This window comes from Taklimakanibacter lacteus, from assembly GCA_003576695.1.
GTDB lineage: Bacteria > Pseudomonadota > Alphaproteobacteria > Rhizobiales > Aestuariivirgaceae > Taklimakanibacter > Taklimakanibacter lacteus.
Genome location: QOZQ01000005.1, coordinates 391,334 through 418,123, shown reverse-complemented (window position 1 = coordinate 418,123; position 26,790 = coordinate 391,334). Strand labels below are relative to the sequence as shown.

Here is a 26,790-nt window from a genome sequence, read left to right as displayed (position 1 = left end):
GCTGCCGATGCGGATGCGCGTGATCTGGCTGGTGTTGTTGGCGATAAGCATGCTGAGCGCGCCCGCCTTTGCCTCGGAAATTCAACGCTTGAGTTTCTCGGTCGCCGGCAGACCGATCGCGCAATTGAGCCTCGACGACTTGCGCCGGAAGGTGCCGCCCACGCGGATCACCGTGTGGGAGCCGCATGAAGACAGGACCGTGACCTATGAGGGCTTTGAGGCGAAGAAGCTGTTCGCCGCCATATACGGAGATCAGTGGAGCGAGATCGATGAGGTCCTGTTCACCTGCGTGGATGGCTACCAGCCCGTTCTCCCCATGGATCGCTTCAGCCGTCATGCCGGCTATCTCGTTTATCGCCGGCTCGACCAGCAGGCGTTCAAGGCCCAGAACCGGTTCCAGAACGAGAAGGACGTGCCGCTCGGGCCTTATTATCTTGTCTGGGACAATCTGCAGTCGGATGAGCTGCGGGCCGAGGGCGCCAATGGTTGGCCCTATCAGATGATCGGCATCGATCTGGTGAATTTCGCCGATCGCTTTCCCAGATTGAGCCCACCGCCGGACGCATCGGAACAGGCGAAGAGAGGCTTCATCGCCTTCCGCGAGAACTGCATGGCTTGCCACACGATCAACGGGGCAGGCGGCAACAAGGCGCCGGAGCTCAACTACCCGATGAGCGTCACCGAATATCTTTCCGATTCATGGATTCACCAATGGATCCTGGATCCGCGCTCGGTCCGCTACAACGCCACCATGCCCGCTTTCTCAGCACATCCCGAGCCGGACATGCTGGTCGCAGACGTGCTCGCTTATCTGAAGGCGATGGCCCTGCACAAGCAGAAGCCTGATTGAGGCATCGGGCCGAGAAGTACGGCATTCGGCATGTAGCCCTGATTATGAGCGCCGCAGGCTTCCAAACCGTCGGATTGACCGCGGCACAAACGTCGAATGATCACCTGACCTACACCGCCACGCCGAAGATGCGTCCGACCGCGGCCGTGGCGATCATCGCAAGCGCGCCCCAGAACGTCACCCGCGACGCACCTTTGATAATACCCGCGCCGCCTGCCGATGCCCCAAGCCCTCCGAGAGTGGCCAGGGCAGCCAGCGTCGTCATCGCAACGGCAAGTGTGATCCAGGAGGCCGGCGCCAGCAATGCCACGATGAGAGGGAAGACGGCGCCCGCGGCAAATGTCAGGGCGGAAACAATGGCGGCCTGGGCAGGATTGGCGGCCACCATCTCCGAGATGCCGAGTTCGTCGCGCGCATGGGCGACGAGCGCGTCACGTTCCGTGAGTTGCGTGGCGACCTGACGCGCAAGCTCCCTGTCGAGACCGCGCTCCATGTAGATATGCGTGAGCTCATCGAGCTCGGCATCGGGTGTATCGCGCAGCTCGCGGCTTTCGCGGGCGATGTCGGCTTTTTCGGCGTCTGCCTGGGAACTTACCGAGACATACTCTCCGGCCGCCATCGACATTGCGCCGGCCACCAGGCCGGCGAGCCCGGCCACCAGCACCGCGCTGCGCGCGGAACCCGCTGCGGCGACGCCGACGACAAGGCTCGCGGTCGAGACGATCCCGTCATTCGCCCCGAGGACGGCGGCGCGCAGCCAGCCGATGCGGCGCACCATGTGGATTTCGGAGTGGGAAAGCCTGCTCATCGGGATGTTCCGGTTTCTTCGGCCTGAGATGGGAGTTCGATTGACACGAGGTCGCATTCCGTGCCGGGTCGATCATCGCCTTCATTGGCGTCAGTGAAGGCGATGCCTCATTGACCTGTGTCAAATATGCTGAGACAGAAGTGTTCATTCCGGAATCCATCATCGCCGCCGCTTCCACCCGGTGATCATCGCACCAGCCAGATTTTCGCGATGCTCTACGCTGGCGACGAGGACGCCGGCAAGATGGAGGCCGACGAGCATGATCGCCAGGTTTGCAGCGATCTCATGGGCATCCTCGACCCAGTCGACACCCCAATAGGCATCGCTTGTCAGCATGATGCCCGTTGCCGTGGTCGCCGCCAGCATGAGCAGGAGAGCGACGGCCATTGCGCCGCCAGCGGGATTGTGGCCGACATAGCGCCTGGCGCGGAATCTTGCGGTGTCGAGGAGAAATCTCACGATCGTCGACGGGCGATAGATGAAATTGCCGAAGCGGGCATACGGCGTGCCGATGAAGCCCCAGACGACGCGAACCGCCAGCAGGGCGACGATCGTGTAGCCCGCCCATTCGTGAACGCGTTTCAGCTCATCGCCCGTCAGCCATGCGGCGGTGAAGGCGATGACCAGCGACCAGTGGAAAAGGCGCACGATGGGATCCCAGACCTTGACTCTCGCCCCGGCCTCTGCGCGGACGTCGCTTGCCGGCGGCTGATCGCCGCCGGCGCCGACTTCATTGTCGAAACCCGTCATCAATCCTCCCCCGCCTCGTCGCCGAGAATTTCGCCGGTGCCGGGATGGACCAACACTTCGACGCGCTTGCCGTCCTTCGCGACGGCATAGACTTCGTAGGCGCCTTTCTCGATCTTGACCTGACGGACGTCATAGCCCTGGGCCGTGAATTTCTCCGTGACCTGCGTGACCGTCAGCCACTTGTCGCGCGGCACATTGAGCTGCGTTTCATCATCGGAAGCGAAGGCCGAGCCAGCGCCCCCCATCAAGCCGACTGCCAGGACAAGGTGAATCAGCAATTTCTTCATTTCTTTCTCCGTTCGGTATGATCGGACCGGCTTCTGCCGTCCGATGCCGCGGATATTGCCCAGGGCGGCCTGACAGCCACCCTTTGATCCACGTCAGGGATTTGTCAGATTCGGTGCGTTATCGAACGCAACGTAAGACCATGATGACCCGTAGAGCGCTTTTTCTTATGCTTGTATTCCTGTCAGCGGCCGCGCAACCCGCCCGCGCCGAGGACGAAGCTGACGACGATCACGACGAGGCCCGCCGCGCGGTGGAGCAGGGCAAGGCGCGTCCGCTTGCGGAAATCCTCAGCCGGATTCAGCCGCGCCTCGGCGGAAAGGTGATCGGCGTCGAGCTCGAGCGCGAGCAGGGGCGCTATGTCTATGAGCTCAAGGTCGTGACGTCGGGCGGCGCGCTTCGCGAGATCTATGTGGATGCGCTGACCGGCGAGATGCTGAAGAGCGAGAGGAAATGATGCGCATTCTTCTCGTCGAGGATGATACCCGCATTGCCCGCCAGATTGCCGCCATCTTGCAGGCCGCCGGCTATATGGTCGAGACTGTGGGCGATGGTGAGGAGGCATGGTTCCGCGGCGAGACGGAGGACTATGACCTGATCATCCTCGATCTCGGTTTGCCCGGCATGGATGGCCTCGCCGTTCTCAAGCGCTGGCGGGCGGCAGGCCGTTCGCTGCCGGTGCTGGTGCTCACCGCGCGCGGGACGTGGCCTGAACGCGTGGAAGGCATCAATGCGGGAGCCGACGACTATCTGCCAAAGCCGTTTCAGATGGAAGAAATGCTCGCGCGTGTCCGCGCCCTGATTCGCCGCTCGGCGGGCTTTGGCACATCCGTACTCGAATCCGGTTCGATAAGCCTTGATACGCGCGCCATGCGCGTCACCCTCAACGGCATTCCGATGGCCCTTTCGCCGCTCGAATACCGTCTCCTCTCCTATCTCATGCATCACAAAGGCCGCGTCGTTCCGGGTCCGGAACTGCTCGAGCATCTATATGGTGCAGACGACAGCCACGAAGCGAACGCCCTCGAGGCCGTGGTGGCGCGGTTGCGAAGGAAGCTTGGCGCCGGGGCGATCGCAACCCGGCGCGGCTTCGGTTACTCGATGCCTGGGTCGGCCGCATGAGACGCGGATCGCTGCGCCTTCGCCTCCTGCTGGCGGGAGCAATCTCGATCCTTGCGGCCGTCACGCTGTCGGCGTTGGGGCTCACTGTCCTGTTCGAGCGGCATGTCGAGCGCCGCGTCGAAGCCGAGCTCGCCGTTTATCTCGACCAGATCGTTGCCGGGCTTGATCGCGACGTGAGCGGCGTGCCGGTCATATCCAGATCGCCTGTAGACCCGCGGTTCATGGAGCCGCTCTCCGGGCTCTACTGGCAGGTTCAGCTCGGCGGGACCACTCTGCGTTCGCGCTCCCTGTGGGACGGCCGGCTCGCGCTGCCGGGAGACGAACTTGCCGGCGGTGGGGTCCATCGGCATCACATTGTGGGCCCGGTTGGCGCTCAGCTGATCGTCCTCGAGCGCAGCGTCACCCTGCCGGAACGCCTGGGCGGTGGTGCCGTACGCGCGGCCGTGGCGCTTGACGCCGCCGATGTCGCGAAAGCGACACACGCGTTCGCCGTCGATCTCCTGCCCTATCTTGTCCTGATTGCCGCGTTGCTGATCTCTGCGGCCTATGCCCAGATCGCGATCGGCTTGCAGCCGCTCACCGCCATGCGCAAGCGCCTCTCGGCGATCAGGCAACACAAGACGCGTCGGCTCGGCCAGGGCTTCCCGGACGAGGTCGTGCCTCTGGCCGAAGAAGTCGACGCATTACTCGAGGCGCGCGAGCGGCAAATCGAGAAGGCGCGCGCGCGGGCCGGCGATCTGGCACATGGCTTGAAGACGCCGTTGCAGGTGCTTTCCGGCGATGTGGAGCGCCTGCGGATGAAGGGGGAAGTGGAGATCGCCGCCGAGATCGAGCAGGTGGCCACTGCCATGCGCCGGCATGTCGATCGTGAGCTTGCCCGGGCCCGCATTGGCGCGGGCGGGCAGGAAGCCTGCGCCCGCCTGGCCGAGGTGGTTGAAAGGGTCGTGGCGGTCATGATCAGGACGCCGGCGGGCGCCGGCCTCGATTGGTCCAGCGACATTCCACCCGGCGTGACGGCCCGGATTGATCCGGATGATCTGGCGGAAGCGGTCGGAAACCTTGCGGAGAATGCCGCGCGCCATGGCCGGGCGCGGGTTTCGATTCGAACGCGCTGCGAAGGCTGCTTCATCGTCCTCACCGTTGCCGATGATGGCGAAGGCATCCCGCCGGGACAGCTGGCGGAGGTCCTTTCGCGTGGCGGCCGGCTCGACCGGTCCGGGCACGGCACGGGTCTTGGTCTCGCGATCGTCGGCGATATTGCCGAGGCCTGGGGCGGGCGGTTCGAGATTCGCAACACCACCGGTGGCTTCGAGGCCGAATTGTACCTTCCCGTGGCCGGGAATGCCGAAGTGACGGCCGCTCAGGCGTAATCCGGCGGACATGTTTGGCTTTGAGTGGCCTTGGAGAGCCCGATCGTCAGCCTCCAACTCGAATGGATCACCTTGCACCTTCGACAACCTCTTCGGCCCAGGGTTGTCACCCATGTCCTAGGTACGCTCTGCCACCTATGTCTTCAGACTGGACACAGAAATTTTGGAGCGGGCGAAGGGAATCGAACCCTCGACATACAGCTTGGGAAGCTGTCGTTCTACCACTGAACTACGCCCGCCCGACCGCGCCATGGATACCGGGTCTGGAGAGGTCCGTCCAGAGGGCATGACGGCGGCTCTACGGTGTGAACGGCTTGAAATGTTTCGACAGCTTCAGGCCCTGGCGCTGGTAGTTCGAGCCGATGCCCTGGCCATAGACCTGGTCCGGCGTTTCGGTGAGCGGCTCATAGATGAGCCTTCCGATGATCTGCCCGTCCTCCAGGATGAACGGCACTTCATGCGAGCGCACTTCGAGAACCGCGCGGGCACCCTCGCCGCCGCCCGACTGATGGCCGAAGCCCGGATCGAAGAAGCCCGCATAGTGGACGCGGAACTCACCGACCAGCGGGTTGAACGGCACCATCTCGGCCGCATGCGTCGGCGGCACGCGCACCGCTTCCTTGGAGGCCAGGATATAGAACTGGTCGGGATCGAGGATCAGCGAGTTCTTCTGCCAGATCGGTTCCCAGTAATCGAGGACGTCGAGCGCGCCGGTCCTGTCGACATCGACGAGGCCCGAATGCCGCTTGGCGCGGAAGCCGACCGGCTGGCCCGATGGCTCGCCGCCCGAGAGATCGACCGAGAGCGCGATGCCATTGTCGATATTGGCGGTGCCGCTCGAGATCAGCGCCTCGCTCTCATGCAGCAGCGCAATGATCTCGTCCGATGCCAGAGGCGGGCCGGAGCGGAACCTGATCTGCGACAGGCGCGAGCCGGTGCGCGCCAGGATGGAGAAGCTCCTGGGCGAGATCTCGGCATAGAGCGGGCCTTCATAGGCCTCGGGGATCTTGTCGAATTCGCGCGCCTCATCGGCGATGACGCGGGTGAAGATGTCGAGCCGGCCGGTCGAGCTCTTGGGGTTCGCCGCCGCCGAGATGCCCTTGGGCAGCTTCAGCGTCTCGAGGAGCGGCACGATATAGACGCAGCCCGCCTCGAACACCGCCCCCTGGGCGAGGGAGAATTTGTGCAGCTGCAGCTGCTCCAGCCGGTCGCGGACGGTTCTTCCGGGGCCGGGCAGGAAGGAGGCGCGCACCCGATAGGCCCATTCGCCGAGCCGCAGATCGAGGCTTGCCGGCTGGATCTGGCCTTGCGCCAGGGGCCGTCCGGTGTCGATGAGACCCTGTTCGCAGAGCTGGGCGAGCGCCCGTGCGGGCAGGATCCCGCGGGGGAGAGGGTCTGGGGAGGGCTTGCGCTGCGGCTGCGACATGCTGCTATTGAGGGGCTTCGCCGGGCTTAGGCAAGCTTTATCTCGTCGCAGTGGAAAACCCGTCTTTGCGCATCGGGCCGAAAAGTGGGTACCGGTTTTCGGACCACCCGATGCGCCAAAAAACCCCGCGTAAATCCATTTCCATCTGGGGCATCCGCACCTAAACTGCCGCCATGTATGAAAGTGTCACGCGCAATATCCATGTTACCGTGCGGCCGAAATATCTGCAAAGCCAGTCGCGGCCCGATGACGATCATTTTGTCTGGGCCTATACGATCACCATCGAGAATCGCGGCATCGAGATCGTGACCTTGCGCTCGCGCCACTGGAAGATCACCGATGACCGCGGCAAGCTGCAGGAAGTGATCGGCGACGGCGTCGTCGGCAAGCAGCCGACCCTGGCGCCCGGCGAAAGCTTCGAATATACCTCGGGCGTCCCCTTATCGACGCCGTCCGGCTTCATGGTCGGCACCTATCAGATGGAGACGACCCGGGGCGAGATGTTCGATGTCGACGTTCCCGCCTTTTCACTCGATTCCCCGCAATCCCACCGGCCGATAAACTGACCCTCATGACTGCAACACGCTTCACGCCACGCGACATGCTGGCCCGCCTCGTCGCTTTCGACACCACGAGCCGCGACGGCAATCTCCCGCTCATCGATTTCGTCGAAGCCTATCTCGCCGACTGGGGCATCAAGAGCCTGAGAGTCGATTTCGAGGCCGGCAAGAAGACCAATCTCTATGCCACGATCGGCCCCGATATTGCGGGCGGCATCGTGCTGTCCGGCCATACCGACGTGGTTCCGGTCGACGGCCAGGACTGGTCCACCGATCCCTTTGCCGTGACGGAGAAGGATGGGCTCCTTTATGGCCGCGGCACCTGCGACATGAAGGGCTTTCTCGCCACCGCGCTGGCGCTGGTGCCCGATTTCAAGGCGGCGAAGCTGAGAACCCCCATCCATCTGGCGCTCTCCTGCGATGAGGAAGTGGGCTGCATCGGCGTGCGCCCGCTCGTCGCCTACATGAAGGAGCATCTGCCCCGGCCGAAAGCCGTCATTGTCGGCGAGCCGACCCTGATGAAGGTGGTGAACGCCCATAAGGGCGCCCACACTTTCGCCACCGACGTGACGGGGCTGGAGGCGCATTCGAGCTGCACGCATCTGGGCGTCAATGCCATCCTGGTGGCGGGCGAGCTTCTTTCCGAGATCGGCCGCATCGCCGCCGACATGCGCGAGCGCGGCGACCCGTCCGGCCGCTTCAGCCCGCCCTACACGACCGTGCATGTCGGCCTCATCGAGGGCGGCACGGCCAAGAACATCATTCCCCGGCGCTGCGCCTTCAAATGGGAGACGCGGCTTCTGCCGGGCGCCGATCCGGACGAGGTGCCCGAGCGCTTCAACCGCTTCGCCAGGACGCTCGAGCCCGCGATGAAGGAAGTGTCGGCGGAAACGGGGATCAGGACCGATCGCACCAATGTCGTGCCGGGCCTGAAGCCCGAGGAGAATTCACCGGCCGAGCATCTGGCGCTGCATCTCGCCGAAGCCAACGGCACCGAAGCCGTGTCCTATTGCACCGAGGCCGGCCTCTTCCAGGAGATCGGCATTCCCTCGATCATCTGCGGCCCGGGCTCGATCGAGCAAGCGCACAAGCCCGATGAGTTCATCGCCATCTCCGAGATGGAGAAATGCGAGACCTTCATGAAGAAGCTGATAGGGCATTGCGTTTGATACCCTCGCCCCACTCTTGCATTTTAAGTCCGTCATCCCGGCGAAAGCCGGGACCCCCTGAATAAGCGCAATCCGGGCGGCTGTTGCCTGGTGGAAAGAATTTAATGGGTCCCGGCTTTCGCCGGGATGACGGAGGTTTTTTCTTTATGCGAAGGGGAGGTTGAGAGCGGGGGCATGCAAAATCATTGCACCCGCCCCATTCCCTCCCCATATCTTGGCCGGTTTTACGAAGGTGAGGCAGGCATGACCCTGTTGCTGAATATCCTGTGGTTCATCCTGGGCGGGTTCTTCTCCGGCCTCGGCTGGCTGCTGGCGACCGTGCTGATGGCGCTCTCCATCATCGGCATCCCCTTCGTGCGCTCCTGCTTCACGCTGGCGATGTTTTCCTTCTGGCCCTTCGGGCGCGATGTGATCTCGCGCAAGGACCTGACCGGCCGGGATGACCTCGGCACCGGCACGCTCGGCCTCATCGGCAATATCGTCTGGTTCGTGCTGTGCGGCTGGTGGCTTGCCGTCTGGCACATCACCGCCGCCGTGGCGCTCGGCATCACCATCATCGGCATTCCCTTCGCGCTCCAGCATCTGAAGCTCGCCGTCGCCTCGCTGCTTCCCATCGGCAAGACGGTGGTCGACTATGACACGATCGATCGCGCCCGCGGCGTCACGTCGCCTGCGCCGCCGGCTCCACTTCCTCCGGCGCGAACTGGTAGTGCGTAGAGCAGAATTCACAGGTCACATCGATGATGCCGTTGGTCTTCATGGCCTGGCGGTCGTCGTCCGAGAAGCTCTTGAGCAGATCGCTGATCTTGTCGCGCGAGCAGGTGCAATGGCGGGCAAGCGTCACCGCCGGATAGACCGTCACGCCATCCTCATGATAGAGCCGGTAGAGCAGCTCCTCCGGCGTCAGCATCGGATCGAGCAGTTCGTGGTCCTCGACCGTGTCGAGCAGCAGCCGGGCCTTCACCCAGTGGTCGTCCTCGACGACCTTGTCCTCATGGCCCTCAGGCGCATCGCCTGAATGGAAAGGCTGTGGGCTGATGCCGCCGTCGCGCGGCAGATGCTGCACCATGATGGCCCCGGCGCGCCAGGCTTCCGGCCGCGCTCCTCTCTGCGCCAGCGCTCCGGCCGCGAGCCTGAGCCGTGTCGGGATCTGCTCCGACTGCTGGAAATAGCCGAGCGCCGCCTCGGTCAGCGTCACCCCGCCCAGCGCCACGATGCCCTGATAGCGCTCCATCCCCTGGCCCTGGTCGATCGTCATGGCGAGATGGCCCTTGCCGAGAAGGGCCTGCGGCGTCGGTTGCGCCAGCTTCGTCACCATGCCGTGGTCGAAGCGCGCATAGCCGCGGATTCCGGCGGGCGATGAGAAATCGGCGACCAGGAGATCGACCGGCCCGTCGCTGTTGGTCTGCAGGATGAACTTGCCGTCGAATTTGAGCGAGGCGCCGAGCATGGCGGTCAGCGCCACGGCTTCCGCCAGGAGCGCCGAGACGGGGGCCGGATAATCATGCTTGTGCAGGATGTCGTCGACCACGGTGCCTAGGCGCACGATGCGCCCGCGCACGCCCAGGGGCTTGATCTCGAAAGGCATAACGGTGTTGTCGGGCAGGCTGGTCATGATGTTCACGTGTTTACGCAACGGCAAGAAAGGCTTGCCCGCAAGCTAGCAATGTTTTGTGGCGTCATTCCGCGCCGAGGCACCGGAGAAGAATGCTCTTCTGGATATGGAGACGGTTCTCGGCTTCGTCAAATACCACCGATTGCGGGCCGTCCATGACCTCCGCGGTGACCTCTTCGCCGCGATGGGCGGGCAGGCAATGCATGAACAGCGCATCGGGCCTCGCCTGGCGCATCAGCGTCTGGTTCACCTGATAGGGCTTCAGCATATTGTGACGCGCCGCGGCGTCGGTGTCGTGCATCGAGACCCAGACATCGGCGATGACGCAGGCGGCGTCCTTCACCGCTTCCTCGGCCGAGGTCGTGACCTTGACCTTGCCGCCATGCGCCCTGGCCCAGTCCACCGCCTGGGCGTCGGGCGGCAGCTCACTGGGACAGCCGAGCCGCAATTCGCCGCCGAGCCTGGTCATCGCATGGATCCACGAGGTCGCGACATTGTTGCCGTCGCCCACCCAGGCGATCGCATGCTTGTCGACCTGGCCGCGATGCTCCTCGAAGGTCATGACATCGGCCATGACCTGGCAGGGATGCGACTTGTTGGTGAGCCCGTTGATCACCGGGATCGTCGCATGCTCGGCGAGCTCCATCAGATGATCGTGCCGCTTGGCGCGGATCATGATGGCATCGACATAGCGCGACAGCACCCGCGCCGTGTCGGCGATGGTCTCGCCACGGCCGAGCTGCATGTCATTGGCCGAGATGACCAGCACCTCGCCGCCGAGCTGGCGCATCGCCACTTCGAACGACACCCGCGTGCGGGTCGAGGGCTGCTGGAAGATCATCGCCAGCGCCCGGCCCTTGAGCGGGGCGCCTTGATCGACCATCCCCTTGGGCTGGCCCTTGCGCGCCGCCTTCATCGCCTGCGAGCGATCGAGGACCTGCCGCAGCTCGGCCTTGCTGAAATCGGAAATATCGAGGAAATGACGAACGTCGCCAGCCATGATCGGAATCTCAAGCCTTGGACTTGAAGGACTGGCAGGTGCGGTCGAGCTTGGTCACCGCCTCGGAGAGATCGTCGTCAGAGACGATGAGCGGCGGCAGCAGGCGCACCACATTGTCGCCCGCCCCGATGGTGAGGAGCTGCTGGTCGAGGGCGGCGGCCACGAAATCGGTGTTCGGCACCTTGGTCTTGAGGCCCATCATCAGGCCCTCGCCGCGCACTTCCTCGATGATGTCGGGATGGCTGTCCTTCAGCTGGGCGAGCTTCTGCTTGAGATTCAGGCCGCGCTCGCGCACCCGCGCCAGGAAGCCGTCAGCGAGCATCACATCGAGCACCGCATTGCCGACCGCCATGGCAAGCGGGTTGCCGCCGAAGGTCGAGCCATGCGTGCCGGCCGTCATGCTTTGCGCAGCCTCTTCGGTGGCAAGGCAGGCGCCGACCGGAAAGCCGCCGCCAATGCCCTTGGCGATCGCCATGATGTCGGGGGTGATGCCGGCCCATTCATGGGCAAAGAGCTTGCCGGTGCGCCCCACGCCGCTCTGCACTTCATCGAGAAGGAGCAGTAGCCCGTTCTCGTCGCAGATCTCGCGCAGGCGCCTCAGCGTCTTGGGCGGAACCGGCCGCATGCCGCCTTCGCCCTGGATCGGCTCGATGAGGATTGCCGCCGTCGCGTCGGTGATGGCTGCGTTGAGGGCCTTCTCGTCGCCGAAGGGAACCTGGTCAAAGCCGTCGACCTTGGGGCCGAAGCCCTCGATATATTTGGCCTGGCCGCCGGCGGCGATGGTCGCCAGGGTGCGGCCGTGGAAGGCGCCCTCGAAGGTGATGATGCGGTAGCGCTCCGGATGGCCCTTCGCCGCATGATATTTGCGCGCCATCTTGATCGTGCATTCGAGCGCTTCGGCGCCCGAATTGGTGAAGAAGACGGTATCGGCGAAGGTCGCCTCGGTGAGCCTTCTGGCGAGCTTCTCCTGGCCCGGGATCACATAGAGATTGGACGTGTGCCAGAGCTTGCGGGCCTGCTCGGCCAGGGCCTCGACGAGATGCGGATGCGCATGGCCAAGGCTGGTGACGGCGACGCCGGCGCCGAAATCGAGATACTCCTTGCCCTCGGCCGTATAGATGCGCATGCCCTTGCCATGGTCGAAGGCGAGGGGTGCGCGCTTATAGGTCGGCAGCACTGGCGTGATCATCGTGTAGCCCAAACGAAAATGCCGCCACGAATGGCGGCGCCCGAGATTGACTTGCTTATATGTGTTCCCTCCCTGAGGGTCAATCGCGCTGGCATGGGGGCTGATTCACGACAAGCCTGTGCGCAACCCCGCACCTGAGTCAAACCGCCGCATGGACCCCGGATTCCGGTGCCTGTTAGCCTTTCGTTAACCGCACGGCGCTGGGGCGCTTGAAAGGGGAAATCCCTAGAAGTTGGGGAAAACCTCTTAAAGTCGGCGCCGGATTCTTGATGGCGAGTCACGGTATATAGTATGGTTAGGCCATCAAGCTACGAGATGTAGCGTTCATCAGGTCAGTTTTTGGGCAATGCACGCCGGTCATGCGGGTCCGGCGAAAGGTGAGGGATTCTAAGCGTGAATAGCGAGATTGGGGCCAGCCACGGAGGCGATAAGATGTCCTGGACGGATGAGAGGGTGGATCTCTTGAAGAGGCTGTGGACCGAGGGGCTGAGCGCCAGCCAGATTGCGGGGCGGCTCGGCAATGGCGTCACGCGCAACGCCGTCATCGGCAAGGTGCACCGGCTCAATCTCTCCGGCCGCGCGCCGCAGCCCAGAAGCTCCGTGCCGCGTCCGCGCCGCACCCGGGAACCGAGCCATCCGGGCCATCCCGGGCGCACGACACCCTCCATCCATCTGCCCACCACGGGTGCTACGGCGCTCAAGCCGACCTTGCGCGCCGAGACGCAGCCGCGGGCCCTGCCGGTTCCGGAACCGCAACCCTTGCGGCTGGTCGATCTGCCGAAGGATGGGAGGGTGACCATCCTCCATCTCTCCGACAAGACCTGCAAATGGCCGATCGGCGATCCGGGGGCTGAGGATTTCTGCTTCTGCGGGCACAAGCCGCGCGACGGCTCGCCTTACTGCGAATATCACGCGAGGCTCGCCTACCAGCCGCTGCAGGACCGCCGCCACCGCAAGGTATCGATCGGCTGATCGAGCGGCATCGACAAAGCGGCGAGAGGCTCTATATCAAAGCGATATTTTTGATTTTGGAGCCTCCGATGCCGAAATCGCTCAAATGTAACCGTGAGAGCTTTAAGCAGGAGGCCATGTCCTCATGGGTCTCCTACCAGGAGGACGGCCGTCACGTGACCGGCCCGGAAATATGTGCGTGGCTAAACACCTGGGGAACTGACGAAGAAATACCGGCACCTAGATCACGATCAGGTCAGATCGAGTCGATCTGACCTGATAAACGTGATCGGAATCTTAGGCTTGGCGCGTGATCGGACGGAAAACCGGAACCCACTTTTCCTGATCACGCGCTAAGTGCCATGAGTAATCGTTGATAAGTGGATGAGGCAGGCCGGTAGCACTGTCGCGATCCGCTTTATCTCCCACCCGACACATCGAGAATGGCGCCGGCCGCATAGGAGGCCTCATCGCTCAATAGCCAGAGGATCGCCTCGGCGATTTCCTCCGCCCGTCCCGGCCGCCCCATGGGTGTCGTGGCGCCGAGGCGCCAGGCGCGGTCGGGCTCTCCACCGCTGGCATGGATCTCCGTCTCGGTGAGGCCGGGCCTGACCGCGTTCACGCGCACGCCTTGCCTGGCAAGCTCCTTGGCGAGCCCGATGGTCAGCGTGTCGATGGCGCCTTTCGATCCGGCATAGTCGACATATTCGAAGGGCGAGCCGAGCCGCGAGGCGACGGAGGAGACGAGCACCACGGCGCCGCCCTGGCCGCCACGGTCCAGCGGCAGGCGGCGGGCGCATTCGCGCGCGCACAGATAGGCGCCGAGCACATTGACATCGAAGATGCGCTCCAGCCGCTCGAGGCTCATCTCGGCAAGCGGCTGCGAGGGGGCCACGATGCCGGCATTGACGACGACGCCCGTGAGCGGGCCCAGCTCCTTCGCCGCTTTGTCGAACATGGCGATGACATCGGCCTCGACCGCCACATCGCCCCTGATGGTGACGGCCTTGCCGCCCACCCGGCGCACCGCTTCCGCCGTGTCTTCGGCGGCGTCGGTGTTTCCGGCATAGTTGATGGCGACCGACCAGCCGCGCTTGCCGCACAGGAGCGCGGTCTCGCGGCCGATGCCGCGGCTGCCGCCGGTGATCAGGACTGTCTTCATTTTTGTCTCCGGCTGCGGGCGAGCGGCATCATGTGATCGCGGCTCAGTATGGCAAGTGGCAGATCCAATGGACCAAAGGGATCGACCCAGGTGATTTCCTCGATCTCGGAAGCCGCGGCGACCTGGCCGGCGAGCGCGACCTCGAAAGTCTCGGCCTCGACCAGGCGGCCATTCTCATGGGCGGCCTGGGCGGTGAACCTGCCGAGATAAAGGGGCGTGTCGCGCTCGACCACGAGACCGATCTCCTCGCGCAATTCGCGGGCGAGCGCCGCCGCCGGCGTCTCGCCGGGCTCGATCTTGCCGCCCGGCTGCATGAAGACGGGCGAGCCGCGCTTGCGCACGACGAGAACCTGTCCTGCCTTGTCGAAGATGATGGCCGCGGCGATGCGGATAGTGCTTTCGACGTTCACCGCCGGGCTTCCGTCGCCATGCGCAGCGCAAGGGCGGCGAGCACCGTTCCCATCAGCCAGCGCTGGATGGAGATCCACAAGGGCCGTCCCGCCAGGAACACCGCGATCGAGCCCGCCGTGAAGACGATCATCGAATTGACCGTGATGCTGATCATGATCTGGGTGAGGCCGAGCAACAGCGACTGGGCGAATACGCTGCCATGGTCGGGGGCTATGAATTGCGGCAGCAGCGACAGATACATGACCGCGATCTTGGGGTTCAGCAGATTGGTGAGGAAGCCCATGGCGAAAAGCTTGCGCGGGCTGTCCTTGGGCAGCGCCTTCACGTGGAAGGGCGAGTGGCCGCCGGGCCTGACGGCCTGCCAGGCAAGATAGAGCAGATAGAGCGCGCCGCCGCAGCGCAGCGCGTCATAGGCATAGGGCACCGCCATCAGCAGGGCGGTGATGCCGAGCGCAGCACAAGGCAGATAGAAGGCGAAACCGAGCGCCACGCCCGCCAGCGAGATGAGCCCGGCCTGGCGTCCCTGGCTGATCGAGCGCGACACGAGATAGATCATATTGGGGCCGGGGGTGAGCACCATGCCGAGCGCGAGCAGGCCGAAAGCAATGAAGCTGGACAGGTCAGGCATGGGGCAATCTCCGCGGATCACGCTTGATAAGTGCCGCGCCGGCGAAAGACAAGCGCGCCAGGGTCGGGAGAGCTATGTTGGGATGGAAAACGCACATTCCCTTTTCCAACAACGGTCCGTTCCCCCGCACCCTCCCAACGCTGCGCATTGGGTCCCTCCCTCTCCCCCGCAAGGATAGGGGAAAAGCATATGGATTCCTGGACCAGGCGAGCCCTCGCCAAGTTTTTCCCCTCGCCCGTTGCGAAGCAATGGGAGAGGGTGCCCGAAGGGCGGGTGAGGGCTCTTACTTCTCTTCTCGAAACTCACCAGCCAGAGCCAGCAGGATCATGTCCATCACATCGTTGAAGCGATGATAGACATCGTCATTCAGGATACGAAGAACTCTGTATCCTTGCGATCGTAGATACGCCGTCCGCCTGGTATCATAGGCGATTTCATGGTCCTCCGAATGTGTCGCGCCATCCAATTCGACCACAAGGCGGGCATCACGGCACAGAAAATCGACTGTGAACGGTCCGATCGGGTATTGGCGATGGAATTTGTGGTTCTGGAGACGGCGACCACGCAAGCCTGACCACAGGCGCGCCTCTGCTGGCGTCTGGCTGCGGCGCAATCGGCGGGCCTGTTCAAGGCGCTTTTCTTCGGTGAGAGCCATGACGAAAGGCTATCGCAACGATCTGCAGCACGCCAGCTTAAGGGCCCTCACCCGCCCTATCGGGCACCCTCTCCCATTGCTTCGCAACGGGCGAGGGGAAAAGCTTGGCGAGGGCTCACCTGGTCCAGGAATTCATATGCGATGGCCCTGAGGGGATTAAGCCCTCAATTCAGCTTGCGCTCGACCGTCTCGTTCCACTCGCGCCGGAATACCTGCTCGCTGCCCTCGAAGGCCTCGATGAGGCCCCAGATGATCCACTGCGTCTTCGTCGCCTCGTGGCGCGTATAGGTCTCGATCCGTGTCTGCCATTGGCCACGCTGCAATTCCTCGGTCCAGTGGGTTTCCATCCGGGCCGACAGCGGGTCATCCGGCCTGATGCGATAGGTCTTCTCGGTGGCGGACCGGATGATCAGCCCATGCGGGTCGATCTCGAAGCGGCCATTGTCGTCCTTCTCCACGATGACCGTCTCAGCCGTCTTCTCGTCCATCGTGACATGGCGGCTGGCTTGCGGCGCCGCGAGCTCTTTCAGCTTGACGGGCTCGGCCCCTTCCGGCGGCTTGAAGCTCGGCGCGGCCTCGCCGGCGATCTGGCGCCTGATCGGCATCAGCACGCGCGAGGCGCCGGCATGGACTGTGAGCCTGACCGGCTCCGGCGCCGGCCACATCAGCGGCCAGTAGGTGGTCGAGATCGCGACGCGCAGCTTGTGGCCCTTGGGGATGCGCCAGGCGATGTCGTCGAGCGCGATCTTCATCCGGTAGCGCTTGTGGGGCTCGAGCGCGGAAGGATTTTCCCGGCTCTCATGCTGGCAGAGATTCTGCAACTGCCAGGTGATGCGCGTGACCTCGCCCGTGGGCCATACATCATTGAGGCGTATCGCCACGAAGGCGACCGGCCTGTCGACGCTGAAGTCGAGCTCGATCGCCGGCTGGCCGACGATGTCCATGTCGGTGACGAGGGCGGGGGAATCGAAAGTGAGCGAGCCCGCATCGTCCCGCACCTGGTTGCCCGGAAAGCCCGAGCCGTTGAACATGATGCAGTAATCGCCACCATCGAGGCCGATATCCTGGGGCGAGGAGACGGTGAGCGGCACTTCCGGCCCGGCAGCGCCGCCGATCCCGTCCTCATTGAGATGCCAGTGCTTGATCTCGGTATTGCCGGCATTCCACACCTGCTCCGAGATCCACCGGCCCGGCCATTCGTCGGGTCCGTTGGTCGGCTTGATCGCATCCATAACATAGACGCGATAGGGCGCATCGAGCATGACCCCGGTCGGCTCGCCCTTGAGCCAGAAGTCCCACCAGCGCAGGGCTTCCTGCAGGAAGCCGACGCGCGGCCCTACCATCGAGAAATGCGGATATTTATGGATCCACGGACCGATGATCGCCTTGCAGCTCGAGCGCAAGCCCGTCATCAGGCGCGGTATGGCATTGGAATAGGCATCGTTCCAGCCGCCGACGACGAGGCAGGCGGCTTCGATGGCGCCGAAATCCTCACAGACGCTTGCATGCTTCCAGTACTCATCGCGATGCGGATGCTGGAGCCAGGGCACGATCAGCATCGGCTGGTTCTCGAGCCGGTCCATCCACATCTTCTTCCACGCATCGCCGACGATCTCGGGATCCGGCGGGCGGGAGGAATAGGCGAACATGGTGGCGGCCCAGGCCATATGCTCGTTGATGTTGCAGCCGCCTTTATAATGGATGTCGTCCTGATAGCGGTCATCGGTCGAGCACAAGGTGACGATCGCCTTGAGCGCCGGCGGCTTGCGCGCCGCCACCTGCAACCCGTTGAAGCCGCCCCAGGAGATGCCGATCATCCCGACCGAGCCTGAGCACCAGGGCTGCTGGGTGAGCCAATGGATCACTTCGAGCGCGTCATCCTGCTCCTGCTTGGTATATTCATCGAAGAGCAGGCCTTCGCTGTCGCCATTGCCGCGCATGTCGACGCGGATCGAGGCATAGCCGTGGCCGGCGAAATAAGGATGGGTGAGGGCGTCGCGCACGATGGTGCCGTCGCGCTTGCGATAGGGCAGGTATTCGAGGATCGCCGGCACCGGCTTCGCCTCGGCGTCTTCCGGCAGCCATAGCCGCGCCGCGAGCCTCACGCCGTCGGACAAGGGGATCCAGATATTCTCGATTTCCTTCACCTGGCGCGGGAAGGTGGTGACGGTCTGCATGGGCGGAGATCCTGTAAGGGCGGGCGTCGGGAAATGGAGATAAAGGGCGGACCGTCCGCTGTCAAAAATCATAAACGGCGGATGAACATGGGTTTCAGGGCGAGTTCAGTCCCTTCTCTGTAGTTTCCCCCTTCACTGATTGAGAGGAGACTATCCGTGACTGCCCTTCCCGTTTCTTCCCGCGCTTTCATGATTGCCGCCGCCCTGGTGATGGGCCTTTCCGCTGCGACAGCCGGCAAGGCCTCGGCGGCCAAGTTCGAAGGCGTTGTGCTGGTGCCCCCGGCCCAGAGCGAAACCCGGTCGCCGCAATTCAAGCGCGGCCAGATCGTCGATTTCCAGACGCGTCAGAAGCCCGGCTCGATCGTGATCGTGACCAGGGACAAGGCGCTCTATTATATCCTCGGCAATGGCAAGGCGGTGAAGTACCGCGTCGCGACGGCCAAGCGCGGCTTCGAATGGCGGGGCACCAACCAGGTCTCCGCCAAGGTGAAGTGGCCCGACTGGCGCCCGCCGGCGACGATGCGCAAGCGCCGTCCCGACCTGCCGGTCCATATGGCGGGTGGCCCCGAAAATCCGCTCGGCGCCCGCGCCATCTATCTGGGCAGCACCATCTACCGCATTCACGGCACCAACGAGCCGTCCTCGATCGGCAAGGCCGCGTCGTCGGGCTGCATCCGCATGCTCAATGCCGATGTTGCCGAGCTCTTCCGCCATGTGAAGCTGGGCGCCACCGTCACCGTCGTGTGATGATCCCGGGCGGCATATCCGATGAAGCGGCCCAGCCGGAGACTAAGGCTGGGCCGACGGCAGGCCATATTGCAGAACCTGGACCTTTTCGAGGGTGATCAGGCCGCTCTGCATCATGCCGTTGAGGGCCGTGAGCAGCTCGTTGATCTTCTCTTCGCTGTCGACGATCTCCACGATGAGCGGCAGGTCCTCGGACAGCCGCAGGATCTTGGCGGTGTGCAAGCGGCTCGAATGGCCGAAGCCCATGGGGCCGCGCAGCACGGTCGCCCCCGCCAGATGCAGCTCGCGCGCCTTGAGGACGATCGCCTCATAAAGCGGCCTGTGATCGTATTTGTCGTTCTCGCCGATGAAGATGCGGAGCAGGACGGCATCACGCGGTATTTGCACGGCTCAGGCTCCTTTCAGGTGATTGACGCTTGCCGCTGCGATGTGGCCCAGCCAAACCGCGAGCATGCACAGGATAACCGAAATTCCGACATTCCCCGTCGCGCGCAGCCAATCGCCGTCCCGCATCAGATTCAATGTCTGCAGGCTGAAGGATGAAAAGGTCGTGTAGCCGCCGCACAGGCCGACCATGATGAACTGGCGGGTGTCCGTGCCGGCGAATATGCGCCCGTCGGGTCCGGTCAGGGTTGCGACAAAGCCGATGACGAACGAGCCCGCGACATTGACGATGATCGTCCCCCACGGGAAGGTTTCGCCGAAATGCTGCGCGATGAATCCCGAGCACCAATAGCGGCCGGCTCCGCCCAATGCGCTGCCGATCATGATGAGAATGTAGGTCCGAAACACGTTGCCTCACCTTTGTCCTTTGCGGTCCTGAGGATCGCCATCGGTATTGATGTGAAGGTGGGCCATGCGGCCACCCGCGGACAGGGCGATCTCGATCCTACCCGCGAATTCCTTCACGCAGTAGGAGTCATCAGCCTTTGACGGGCGGTTATGGGGGACTCCATCCCCTTGGGATGTGGAACTTCTCTAAAACCTCTTCCGCCGCGCGTCAACTTAAGGTCTCTCCATTCAAGCTGGTCGGTGGTACCATGCAGGTGCGTCCAATCCAGTGGGGACGTGAAAAGGTGGGTCGTATGGCCCTCGTCCTTTTGATTGCCGGTTCGTTTGCGGGAGGGTTGCTTTTCGGCCTCCTCGCCGGGGGAGTGCTGGTATTTTCGCGGCGGACGCGCCGCCGCGCACTGGCCTTCGCCCTTGCCGGCGAGATCGCCGGAATCCTGCGGCTCATCGAGATCGACGGATGGGAAGCGAGACTGCGCAAGGCGGCTCGCGGAAGGCGATCGGAGCTCTCCGGATCCAAGGCTTTCATGTTCTCAATCCCGAGAGCGGCGATCTTTGAGGCGAATGCCTCGACGCTCGATCTTCTGGGGTGTTCGACGGCACGCGAGGTCGCTCAGTTCCACGCGCTGCTGGGCGGGCTCGGCGGGAATGTGACCGATGCAGGCAGGGCCAATTCCGCCTTGGTTCAGCTCGGGGAAGCGTTGTCGCTTGGCGACCACATCCTGCGGGACCTGAAGCTGATGCTGCGCAGGGGACGGTTCCGCCGGGCATAGGATGGCGGCCTGCATCTCATTTCGCTACGGCCTTTCTCATTCGTCAGGAATTTGTCATAAGCAAAGCGGACTGTGCGGGCTTTGACCCGCTTTGCTGTGAACAGATGATCTGGCCTTGGAAAAAGACCGACGGGGCTGCTGCCGCTGCCGGGGAGCTGCGTGACCGGACTTTCGCTCAGGATGCGTTGACGGCGCTGATCGGCGCTCTGCCCGATCCCGTCATGCTGCTTGACGATCATGGCGTGGTGAAGAGCGCCAACGGCAAGGCGCGCGATCTCCTGAACATGGATCCCGAAGGCCAGCATCTGTCTTCCGCCATCAGGGCACCCCAGATATTGGAGGCGATGCAGGCGGTGCTGGCGCATGGCGGCACCAGGCGCGTCGACTATGAGCAGCATGTTCCCTTGCCGCGCCATTTCGAAGCCTATGTCGCGGCCGTGGCCGCCTTCGAGCCCGGCGTGTCGGTGCTCATTTTGCTCAAGGACCTGACGCGCGAGCAGCAGACCGAGCGCATGCGCGCGGATTTCGTGGCGCATGCGAGCCACGAACTGCGCACGCCCCTGGCCTCGCTCCTGGGCTTCATCGAGACCTTGCAGGGCGCGGCCAGGAAAGACGAGGTTTCGCGCGAGCGTTTCCTGGTTCTGATGCAGACCCAGGCCGAGCGCATGAAGCGGCTGATCGATGATCTCCTGTCGCTCAGCCGCATCGAGATGAATGCCCATGAGCGCCCGACCGGCACCGCCGATCTCCGTCAGATCGCGCTCCATGTGCGCGATACTTTGTCGGGCCTCGCCAAGGATGCGGATGTCGAGATCAGGATCGAGGGCGCGGAGCCGTTGATCGTTCAGGGTGATTGGGATGAATTGGTGCAGGTCGTGCAGAACCTGGTCGAGAATGCCATCAAATATGCCGCAGGCGGCAAGCTGATCGAGGTGACGGGCAAGCGGATCGGCGAGGAATGCGAGCTCACGGTGCGCGATCATGGACCGGGGATCGCCGAGGAGCATCTGCCGCGCCTGACCGAGCGCTTCTACCGCATCAGCGCCCAGGAGAGCCGCTCGCGCGGCGGCACCGGCCTTGGCCTTGCCATCGTCAAGCACATCCTCAACCGCCACCGCGCCAAACTGCGCATCCAGTCGGAACTGGGCGTCGGCAGCAGCTTCACGATTCGGGTCCCCGCCGTATCTGCAGAATCGAAATAATGGCAGCAATTTCAGCAGGTTGACTTGTCATATTCCTGTAGCGTGGATGTCACATAACGCTCATGCCGGATGCCTAATGGAAGTCAGGCGTCATACAGAGGAGACAAGGAATGAAACGCTTACTTTTGGCTGCAAGCCTTCTGGCCCTGACGGCTGGCATCGCGCAAGCCCGTGACCAGATCCGCATCGTCGGCTCATCGACGGTCTATCCCTTCACCACCGCGGTCGCCGAGCAGTTCGGCAAGACCTCGGGCATGAAGACCCCGGTCGTCGAATCGACCGGCACCGGCGGCGGCATGAAGCTGTTCTGCGCCGGCATCGGCGCCGACCAGCCCGATTTCACCAACGCCTCGCGCCAGATCAAGAAGAGCGAGTTCGAGGACTGCGCCAAGCATGGCGTCACCGATATCGTCGAGATCAAGGTCGGCTTCGACGGCCTGACCGTCGCCAACTCCAAGACGGGCCCGGATCTCATCTTCACCAAGCAGCAGCTGTTCCTCGCTCTTGCGAAGGAAGTGCCGGACAAGGACGGCAAGCTCGTCGCCAATCCCTACAAGACCTGGAAGGACGTCGATGCGTCGCTCCCGGACGAGAAGATCGAGGTGCTGGGTCCGCCGCCGACCTCCGGCACGCGTGACTCGTTCGTCGAGCTCGTGATGGAGCAGGGCGCCTTGACGATCGACTCGCTCAAGGCCCTCAAGAAGTCGGACGCCAAGGCTTTCGACACGGTGTGGAAGTCGATCCGCGAGGACGGCGCCTATATCGACGCCGGCGAGAACGACAATCTCATCGTTCAGAAGCTCGAGGCCAATCCGAAGGCGGTCGGCATCTTCGGCTACTCCTTCCTCGAGGAGAACCAGAACAAGATCAAGGGTGCTTCGATCGACGGCGGCGCGCCGACCTATGAGACGATCGCCAGCGGCGAATACAAGGTCGCCCGTCCGCTCTTCATCTATGCGAAGAAGCAGCATGTCGGCACGATCCCCGGCATGGTCGAGTTCGTGAAGGAATATGTCTCCGACAAGGCGATGGGCGAAGACGGCTATCTCGCCGCCAAGGGCCTGGTGACCCTGCCCGGCGACGAAGCGAAGAAGACCAAGGCTGCCGCCGAAGGCATGGAAACGATCAAGGGCGACCAGCTGATGTAGGCTGGCTGCCGGAGCAAGTCCCGCCAAAGTTCGGACTTTGGCGACGAGGATTTGCTCAGAATAGACTGGCGCGTTTCCCTCGTGGCGAAGTGGAGCCACTTCGCCGGGAAGCGCGCAAGAGGCGGTCCGCGGATGTACCGGCCGTCTCGCACCTCTTCATCCCGGTCGGATCATGATGGTCCGGCCGGGACAGCTCGAAACGCCGCACGGATCATGAGACGGCGGACGTAACAAGGATCAAGGGCGCGTCATGTCGGGGACTTATTTCGCAATTCTCGCCGTTCTGGTGCTCGTCGGCTTCTTCCTGGGAAGCCAGCGCTCCCGCCTCATGAGCGGCGCCGGCAATTCGCTCCATTCGCTTCCCGCCTATCACGGTCTCTTCATTGCCGCCGCGGTTCTGACCGCGATGATGGCGATCTACATGATCGGCGCCCCCCTGGGGTCGCATTATATTGTGAGCCAGACGCTCGGCGCTTTCGATCCTTCGGCCATCGCCGAGCCGCTGCAGCGCGACGCCGCCTTGCGCGACGTGCAGAATCTGGTGGCCGGCCTCTATCAGGGCGAGCCCGGCGAGACGCTGAAGTCGGCCGCCGCGGCCTTCACCTCGGCTTCCAGCCTCGTTTATTGGGGATTGAACGGCCTCGGCGCGCTCGCCGGCCTCGCTGTCGTCTTCTGGGGCCTCAGGCGCATCACGCCTGAATTGCGGGCCCGCAACCAGTTCGAGCGTTTCGTCAAATATGTGCTGCTGGCTTGTTCCGCCGTCGCCGTCCTCACCACCATCGGCATCGTGCTGTCGGTGGTGTTCGAGGCCATGCATTTCTTCAGCAAGGTATCGCCGATCGACTTCCTGTTCGGGCTGCAATGGTCGCCGCAGACCGCCCTGCGGGCCGACCAGGTCGGCTCCTCCGGCGCCTTCGGCATCGTGCCGCTCATCGCGGGCACGCTGCTGATAACCCTCATCGCCATGCTCGTGGCCGGCCCCCTGGGCCTGTTCTCGGCCATCTACATGGCCGAATATGCGACGCCGAGGATCCGTGCCGTAGTCAAGCCGATCCTCGAGATCCTGGCCGGCATCCCGACCGTGGTGCTGGGCTTCTTCGCCGCCTTGACCGTGGCGCCGCTCATTCGCGGCTGGGGGGAATCCCTGGGGCTGGACGTGGCTTCCGAATCCGCGCTCGCCGCCGGTCTGGTGATGGGCATGATGATCATTCCCTTCGTGTCGTCGCTGTCGGACGATGTCATCAATGCCGTGCCGCAGTCCTTGCGCGACGGATCCTACGCCATGGGCGCCACCAGGTCCGAGACCATCAAGAAGGTGGTTCTCCCGGCGGCGCTGCCCGGCATCGTCTCGGCCTTCATGCTGGCGATCTCGCGTGCCGTCGGCGAGACGATGATCGTGGTGATGGCCGCCGGATTGGCCGCCAACCTCACCTTCAACCCGCTGGCGGCGGTCACCACCGTCACCGTGCAGATCAAGACCTTGCTGGTCGGCGATCAGGAATTCGACTCGGCCAAGACGCTCTCCGCTTTCGCTCTCGGCCTCGTCCTGTTCTTCTTCACGCTTGCCCTCAACTATATCGCGCTCAAGATCGTGCAAAGATACCGGGAACAATATGACTGATACCGCGATCGCCGCCCCCCGCCGCTTCAGCGACAATGATGCGCTGGTCGCCAAGCGCTACCGCGCCGAGCGCCGCTTCAAGCTCTACGGCATCGCCGCCATCGCGGTGACCGCCATCTTCCTGGTGCTGCTCTTCGCCGACATCCTGGCCAGGGGCCTGCCGGCCTTCTTCGAGAGCCGCATCGATCTCTCCGTCAAGGTCGACCAGGCGGCGATCGACCCGCAGAACAGCAAGGACCCCAAGGTCATTCGCACCGGCGATTTCGACACGCCGGTCCGCGACTCCTTCCGAGCACTTTTTCCGGAAGTAACCTCGCGCGCCGACCGCAAGAAGCTGCTGGGCCTGCTGAGCTCGGGCGCCGCCGATGATTTCCGCAAAATGGTGATGGGCAATCCGGGCCTCATCGGCCAGGACGCCAAGGTGCCGGTGCTGCTCTCCGACGATGCCGATCAGTATATGAAGGGCCGCCAGACCGGGGTCGAGCGCATCAAGCCGATCGACGGCCTGACCATCAAGCAGAATGGCGAGAACTACACTCTGTCAGTCGTCTCGCCAGAGTCCGTCGGCTTCAAGATCGGCGACATCGTAAGGGCGAATGGGGGCGCATTGAGAATCTCGGGCCCGGTTGAGACAGACAAGGAAATCCCGGCTGAGACGGTCACCGCTCCCAAATCGCTCGATCCGGTTGCCTCGGGCGCCTGGGACATCGTCCGCTTCACGGTGCCTGAAAGCAGCCGGCGCATCGACGATCAGGAAGCCCTGTGGCTCGAGCAGCTGAAGGAGCAGGGCGTGGCCGAGAATGGCATCGCCTGGCGCTTCTTCTCTTCCGGCGACTCGCGCGAGCCGGAGCTTGCCGGTATCAGGGGCGCCCTCATGGGCTCCATCCTGACGCTGCTCGTCACCTTGTTCCTCTGCCTGCCGATCGGCGTCGCCGCGGCGATCTATCTGGAGGAATTCGCGCCCAAGAACCGCCTGACCCAGCTCATCGAGGTGAACATCAACAACCTGGCGGCGGTCCCCTCGATCGTCTTCGGCCTTCTTGGCCTCGCGATGTTCCTCAATTTCTTCGGCCTGCCGCGCTCGGCGCCTCTCGTCGGCGGCCTGGTCCTGGCGCTGCTCGTCCTGCCGACCATCATCATCGCGGCGCGCGCGGCGCTCCGCGCCGTGCCGCCCTCGATCAAGGAAGCGGCGCTCGGCGTCGGCGCCTCGCACCAGCAGGCGATCTTCCATCACGTGCTGCCGCTGGCCATGCCCGGCATCATGACCGGCACCATCATCGGCATGGCGCATGCGCTGGGCGAGACGGCGCCTTTGCTGATGATCGGCATGGTGGCCTTCATCGTCGATGTCCCGGCGGGCTTCACCGATGCGGCGGCCGTGCTGCCGATCCAGATCTATCTGTGGTCCGACCTGCCCGAGATCGCCTTCCAGTCCAAGACGGCGGGGGCCATCATCGTCCTTCTCGTCTTTCTGTTCGTCATGAATGCGGCCGCGATTCTGTTGCGCAAGCGCTTCGAGCGCCGCTGGTAAGTATGAAAGGGTCCGCTGAAATGGATGCCATGATAAAAACCCCGGTCGCCGAGAATGCCCCGCGCATCGCGCGCGAGAAGCCGCTCAAGATCAAGGCGCGCAATGTCGACGTCTATTACGGCGAGAAGCACGCCATCAAGGATCTGAGCATCGACATCCCCGACAGCGCCGTCTCGGCCTTCATCGGCCCCTCGGGCTGCGGCAAGTCGACCTTCCTGCGCTCGATCAACCGCATGAACGACACCATTCCGTCCTGCCGGGTCACCGGCAGGATCGAGATCGACAACCGCGACATCTACGACAAGAATCTCGACGTGGTGCAGCTGCGCGCCCGCATCGGCATGGTGTTCCAGAAGCCCAATCCGTTTCCCAAGTCGATCTATGAGAATGTCGCCTATGGCCCGAAGATCCATGGCCTCGCCAGGAACAAGACCGATCTCGAGGAGGTCGTCGTCACCAGCCTGAAGAAGGCGGGCCTGTTCGAGGAAGTGAAGGACCGTCTCGATCATCCGGGCACCGGGCTGTCGGGCGGCCAGCAGCAGCGCCTGTGCATCGCCCGCGCCATTGCCGTCAATCCACAGGTGATCCTGATGGACGAGCCGTGCTCGGCGCTCGATCCGATCGCCACCGCGCGCATCGAGGAGCTCATCGACGAGTTGCGCCAGAACTTCTGCATCGTCATCGTCACCCATTCGATGCAGCAGGCGGCGCGGGTTTCGCAGCTGACCGCGTTTTTCCATCTCGGCAACCTGGTGGAGGTCGGCGATACCGACGACATCTTCACCTCGCCCAAGGACAAGCGCACCCAGGACTACATTACCGGCCGCTTCGGCTGAGACTTTGGAGATCAG

The 26,790-nt window shown here is 63.5% G+C and carries 29 protein-coding genes, 1 tRNA gene, 1 pseudogene and 1 riboswitch; of the genes and pseudogenes, 16 read left to right on the top strand and 15 right to left on the bottom strand.

All coding sequences use genetic code 11. The features are described from left to right. The first annotated feature begins 49 nt into the window (after positions 1 to 49). Positions 50 to 850 carry a c-type cytochrome gene (locus tag DT068_RS12585; protein WP_162914164.1) on the top strand — a complete coding sequence of 267 codons (801 nt, stop codon included), beginning with the start codon at positions 50 to 52 and terminating at the stop codon, positions 848 to 850. 109 nt (positions 851 to 959) lie between these two features. Here the strand turns inward: DT068_RS12585 and DT068_RS12580 are convergent, their stop codons facing one another. The 3 genes from DT068_RS12580 to DT068_RS12570 form a co-directional block, all read right to left on the bottom strand. Further along, a complete protein-coding gene (locus DT068_RS12580) occupies positions 960 to 1,658 on the bottom strand; it encodes a VIT1/CCC1 transporter family protein (RefSeq protein ID WP_119390176.1) in 699 nt (232 codons plus the stop codon). 159 nt (positions 1,659 to 1,817) lie between these two features. Continuing rightward, complete coding sequence (locus DT068_RS12575) at positions 1,818 to 2,408, bottom strand: cytochrome b/b6 domain-containing protein (RefSeq protein ID WP_119390175.1); 591 nt, start codon at positions 2,406 to 2,408, stop codon at positions 1,818 to 1,820. After that, positions 2,408 to 2,695, bottom strand: coding sequence for a PepSY domain-containing protein (locus DT068_RS12570; RefSeq protein WP_119390174.1), 288 nt, complete (start codon positions 2,693 to 2,695; stop codon positions 2,408 to 2,410). The genes DT068_RS12575 and DT068_RS12570 overlap by 1 nt, the downstream gene beginning before the upstream one ends. Positions 2,696 to 2,862: 167 nt before the next feature. Between DT068_RS12570 and DT068_RS12565 the strand changes: the two genes are divergently transcribed. From DT068_RS12565 to DT068_RS12555, 3 genes are read left to right on the top strand one after another with little or no spacing between them, the layout of a single operon-like run. Continuing rightward, a complete protein-coding gene (locus DT068_RS12565) occupies positions 2,863 to 3,150 on the top strand; it encodes a PepSY domain-containing protein (protein ID WP_368904695.1) in 288 nt (95 codons plus the stop codon). Next, entirely contained in the window at positions 3,150 to 3,815 is a 666-nt protein-coding gene (locus DT068_RS12560) for a response regulator transcription factor (protein WP_119390271.1), read from the top strand. The genes DT068_RS12565 and DT068_RS12560 overlap by 1 nt, the downstream gene beginning before the upstream one ends. Beyond that, entirely contained in the window at positions 3,812 to 5,185 is a 1,374-nt protein-coding gene (locus DT068_RS12555) for a sensor histidine kinase (RefSeq protein WP_119390172.1), read from the top strand. The genes DT068_RS12560 and DT068_RS12555 overlap by 4 nt, the downstream gene beginning before the upstream one ends. Before the next feature lie 164 nt (positions 5,186 to 5,349). Here DT068_RS12555 and DT068_RS12550 read toward each other — a convergent pair. Both DT068_RS12550 and DT068_RS12545 read right to left on the bottom strand, forming a co-directional pair. Beyond that, a tRNA-Gly gene (locus DT068_RS12550) sits at positions 5,350 to 5,424 on the bottom strand. A 59-nt stretch (positions 5,425 to 5,483) separates the two neighbouring features. Next, positions 5,484 to 6,611 carry a 2'-deoxycytidine 5'-triphosphate deaminase gene (locus tag DT068_RS12545; RefSeq protein WP_119390171.1) on the bottom strand — a complete coding sequence of 376 codons (1,128 nt, stop codon included), beginning with the start codon at positions 6,609 to 6,611 and terminating at the stop codon, positions 5,484 to 5,486. 173 nt (positions 6,612 to 6,784) lie between these two features. Between DT068_RS12545 and apaG the strand changes: the two genes are divergently transcribed. The 3 genes and pseudogenes from apaG to DT068_RS12530 all read left to right on the top strand — a co-directional run. Next, complete coding sequence (gene apaG / locus DT068_RS12540) at positions 6,785 to 7,177, top strand: Co2+/Mg2+ efflux facilitator ApaG/CorD (protein ID WP_119390170.1); 393 nt, start codon at positions 6,785 to 6,787, stop codon at positions 7,175 to 7,177. Positions 7,178 to 7,182: 5 nt separating this feature from the next. Beyond that, positions 7,183 to 8,340: an acetylornithine deacetylase gene (gene argE / locus DT068_RS12535; protein ID WP_119390169.1), complete on the top strand. Its 1,158-nt coding sequence runs from the start codon at positions 7,183 to 7,185 to the stop codon at positions 8,338 to 8,340. 243 nt (positions 8,341 to 8,583) lie between these two features. Further along, positions 8,584 to 8,997 (top strand): annotated as a pseudogene (locus DT068_RS12530) (YccF domain-containing protein); the annotation flags it as partial. A gap of 4 nt (positions 8,998 to 9,001) precedes the next feature. On the opposite strand, the gene DT068_RS12525 reads toward DT068_RS12530, so the two are convergent. The 3 genes from DT068_RS12525 to DT068_RS12515 form a co-directional block, all read right to left on the bottom strand. Further along, positions 9,002 to 9,955 carry an Hsp33 family molecular chaperone gene (locus tag DT068_RS12525; RefSeq protein WP_119390270.1) on the bottom strand — a complete coding sequence of 318 codons (954 nt, stop codon included), beginning with the start codon at positions 9,953 to 9,955 and terminating at the stop codon, positions 9,002 to 9,004. A 64-nt stretch (positions 9,956 to 10,019) separates the two neighbouring features. Further along, positions 10,020 to 10,955 (bottom strand): ornithine carbamoyltransferase, encoded by a 936-nt coding sequence (argF, locus tag DT068_RS12520; RefSeq protein ID WP_119390167.1) that lies wholly within the window; start codon positions 10,953 to 10,955, stop codon positions 10,020 to 10,022. Positions 10,956 to 10,965: 10 nt separating this feature from the next. After that, on the bottom strand, positions 10,966 to 12,144 hold the full coding sequence (locus DT068_RS12515) for an aspartate aminotransferase family protein (protein WP_119390269.1): 1,179 nt from the start codon (positions 12,142 to 12,144) through the stop codon (positions 10,966 to 10,968). Between the two features lie 432 nt (positions 12,145 to 12,576). Here DT068_RS12515 and DT068_RS12510 point away from each other — a divergent pair, with 432 nt between their 5' ends. Together DT068_RS12510 and DT068_RS28505 are read left to right on the top strand one after the other, a co-directional pair. Beyond that, the gene (locus tag DT068_RS12510; RefSeq protein ID WP_119390166.1) at positions 12,577 to 13,116 is read left to right on the top strand and encodes a GcrA family cell cycle regulator; all 540 of its coding nucleotides are present in this window, start codon (positions 12,577 to 12,579) and stop codon (positions 13,114 to 13,116) included. A 68-nt stretch (positions 13,117 to 13,184) separates the two neighbouring features. Beyond that, positions 13,185 to 13,370 carry a hypothetical protein gene (locus tag DT068_RS28505; protein WP_119390165.1) on the top strand — a complete coding sequence of 62 codons (186 nt, stop codon included), beginning with the start codon at positions 13,185 to 13,187 and terminating at the stop codon, positions 13,368 to 13,370. Positions 13,371 to 13,513: 143 nt separating this feature from the next. Here DT068_RS28505 and DT068_RS12500 read toward each other — a convergent pair whose 3' ends face one another. From DT068_RS12500 to DT068_RS12480, 5 genes are all read right to left on the bottom strand, one after another. Beyond that, positions 13,514 to 14,257 (bottom strand): SDR family oxidoreductase, encoded by a 744-nt coding sequence (locus DT068_RS12500; protein WP_119390164.1) that lies wholly within the window; start codon positions 14,255 to 14,257, stop codon positions 13,514 to 13,516. After that, complete coding sequence (locus DT068_RS12495) at positions 14,254 to 14,667, bottom strand: NUDIX hydrolase (protein ID WP_119390163.1); 414 nt, start codon at positions 14,665 to 14,667, stop codon at positions 14,254 to 14,256. Before DT068_RS12495 ends, DT068_RS12500 begins: the two co-directional genes overlap by 4 nt. Continuing rightward, complete coding sequence (locus DT068_RS12490) at positions 14,664 to 15,296, bottom strand: LysE family translocator (RefSeq protein WP_119390162.1); 633 nt, start codon at positions 15,294 to 15,296, stop codon at positions 14,664 to 14,666. The genes DT068_RS12495 and DT068_RS12490 overlap by 4 nt, the downstream gene beginning before the upstream one ends. A gap of 283 nt (positions 15,297 to 15,579) precedes the next feature. After that, a complete protein-coding gene (locus DT068_RS12485; RefSeq protein WP_119390161.1) occupies positions 15,580 to 15,951 on the bottom strand; it encodes an endonuclease domain-containing protein in 372 nt (123 codons plus the stop codon). Positions 15,952 to 16,115: 164 nt separating this feature from the next. Continuing rightward, the gene (locus DT068_RS12480) at positions 16,116 to 18,128 is read right to left on the bottom strand and encodes a CocE/NonD family hydrolase (RefSeq protein WP_119390160.1); all 2,013 of its coding nucleotides are present in this window, start codon (positions 18,126 to 18,128) and stop codon (positions 16,116 to 16,118) included. 156 nt (positions 18,129 to 18,284) lie between these two features. On the opposite strand from DT068_RS12480, the gene DT068_RS12475 reads away from it, so the two are divergent. Next, positions 18,285 to 18,875, top strand: a complete 591-nt coding sequence (locus DT068_RS12475) for a L,D-transpeptidase (protein WP_368904694.1) — start codon at positions 18,285 to 18,287, stop codon at positions 18,873 to 18,875. A 42-nt stretch (positions 18,876 to 18,917) separates the two neighbouring features. Here DT068_RS12475 and DT068_RS12470 read toward each other — a convergent pair whose 3' ends face one another. Both DT068_RS12470 and crcB read right to left on the bottom strand, forming a co-directional pair. Further along, complete coding sequence (locus tag DT068_RS12470) at positions 18,918 to 19,262, bottom strand: DUF190 domain-containing protein (RefSeq protein ID WP_119390159.1); 345 nt, start codon at positions 19,260 to 19,262, stop codon at positions 18,918 to 18,920. Positions 19,263 to 19,265: 3 nt separating this feature from the next. Continuing rightward, positions 19,266 to 19,667, bottom strand: a complete 402-nt coding sequence (crcB, locus tag DT068_RS12465) for a fluoride efflux transporter CrcB (RefSeq protein WP_368904693.1) — start codon at positions 19,665 to 19,667, stop codon at positions 19,266 to 19,268. 114 nt (positions 19,668 to 19,781) lie between these two features. Beyond that, a riboswitch (Fluoride riboswitch) is annotated at positions 19,782 to 19,844 on the bottom strand. Between the two features lie 116 nt (positions 19,845 to 19,960). On the opposite strand from crcB, the gene DT068_RS12460 reads away from it, so the two are divergent. From DT068_RS12460 to pstB, 6 genes are all read left to right on the top strand, one after another. Then, positions 19,961 to 20,437: a hypothetical protein gene (locus DT068_RS12460; RefSeq protein ID WP_119390158.1), complete on the top strand. Its 477-nt coding sequence runs from the start codon at positions 19,961 to 19,963 to the stop codon at positions 20,435 to 20,437. 104 nt (positions 20,438 to 20,541) lie between these two features. Then, positions 20,542 to 21,639: an ATP-binding protein gene (locus DT068_RS12455; protein ID WP_119390157.1), complete on the top strand. Its 1,098-nt coding sequence runs from the start codon at positions 20,542 to 20,544 to the stop codon at positions 21,637 to 21,639. A gap of 110 nt (positions 21,640 to 21,749) precedes the next feature. After that, positions 21,750 to 22,787, top strand: coding sequence for a PstS family phosphate ABC transporter substrate-binding protein (locus tag DT068_RS12450; protein ID WP_119390156.1), 1,038 nt, complete (start codon positions 21,750 to 21,752; stop codon positions 22,785 to 22,787). Between the two features lie 250 nt (positions 22,788 to 23,037). Continuing rightward, positions 23,038 to 24,408 (top strand): phosphate ABC transporter permease subunit PstC, encoded by a 1,371-nt coding sequence (gene pstC, locus DT068_RS12445; protein ID WP_119390155.1) that lies wholly within the window; start codon positions 23,038 to 23,040, stop codon positions 24,406 to 24,408. Beyond that, positions 24,401 to 25,939 (top strand): phosphate ABC transporter permease PstA, encoded by a 1,539-nt coding sequence (gene pstA, locus DT068_RS12440; protein ID WP_119390154.1) that lies wholly within the window; start codon positions 24,401 to 24,403, stop codon positions 25,937 to 25,939. The genes pstC and pstA overlap by 8 nt, the downstream gene beginning before the upstream one ends. A gap of 29 nt (positions 25,940 to 25,968) precedes the next feature. Continuing rightward, positions 25,969 to 26,775, top strand: a complete 807-nt coding sequence (pstB, locus tag DT068_RS12435) for a phosphate ABC transporter ATP-binding protein PstB (RefSeq protein WP_119390266.1) — start codon at positions 25,969 to 25,971, stop codon at positions 26,773 to 26,775. The last annotated feature ends 15 nt before the right edge of the window (positions 26,776 to 26,790 follow it).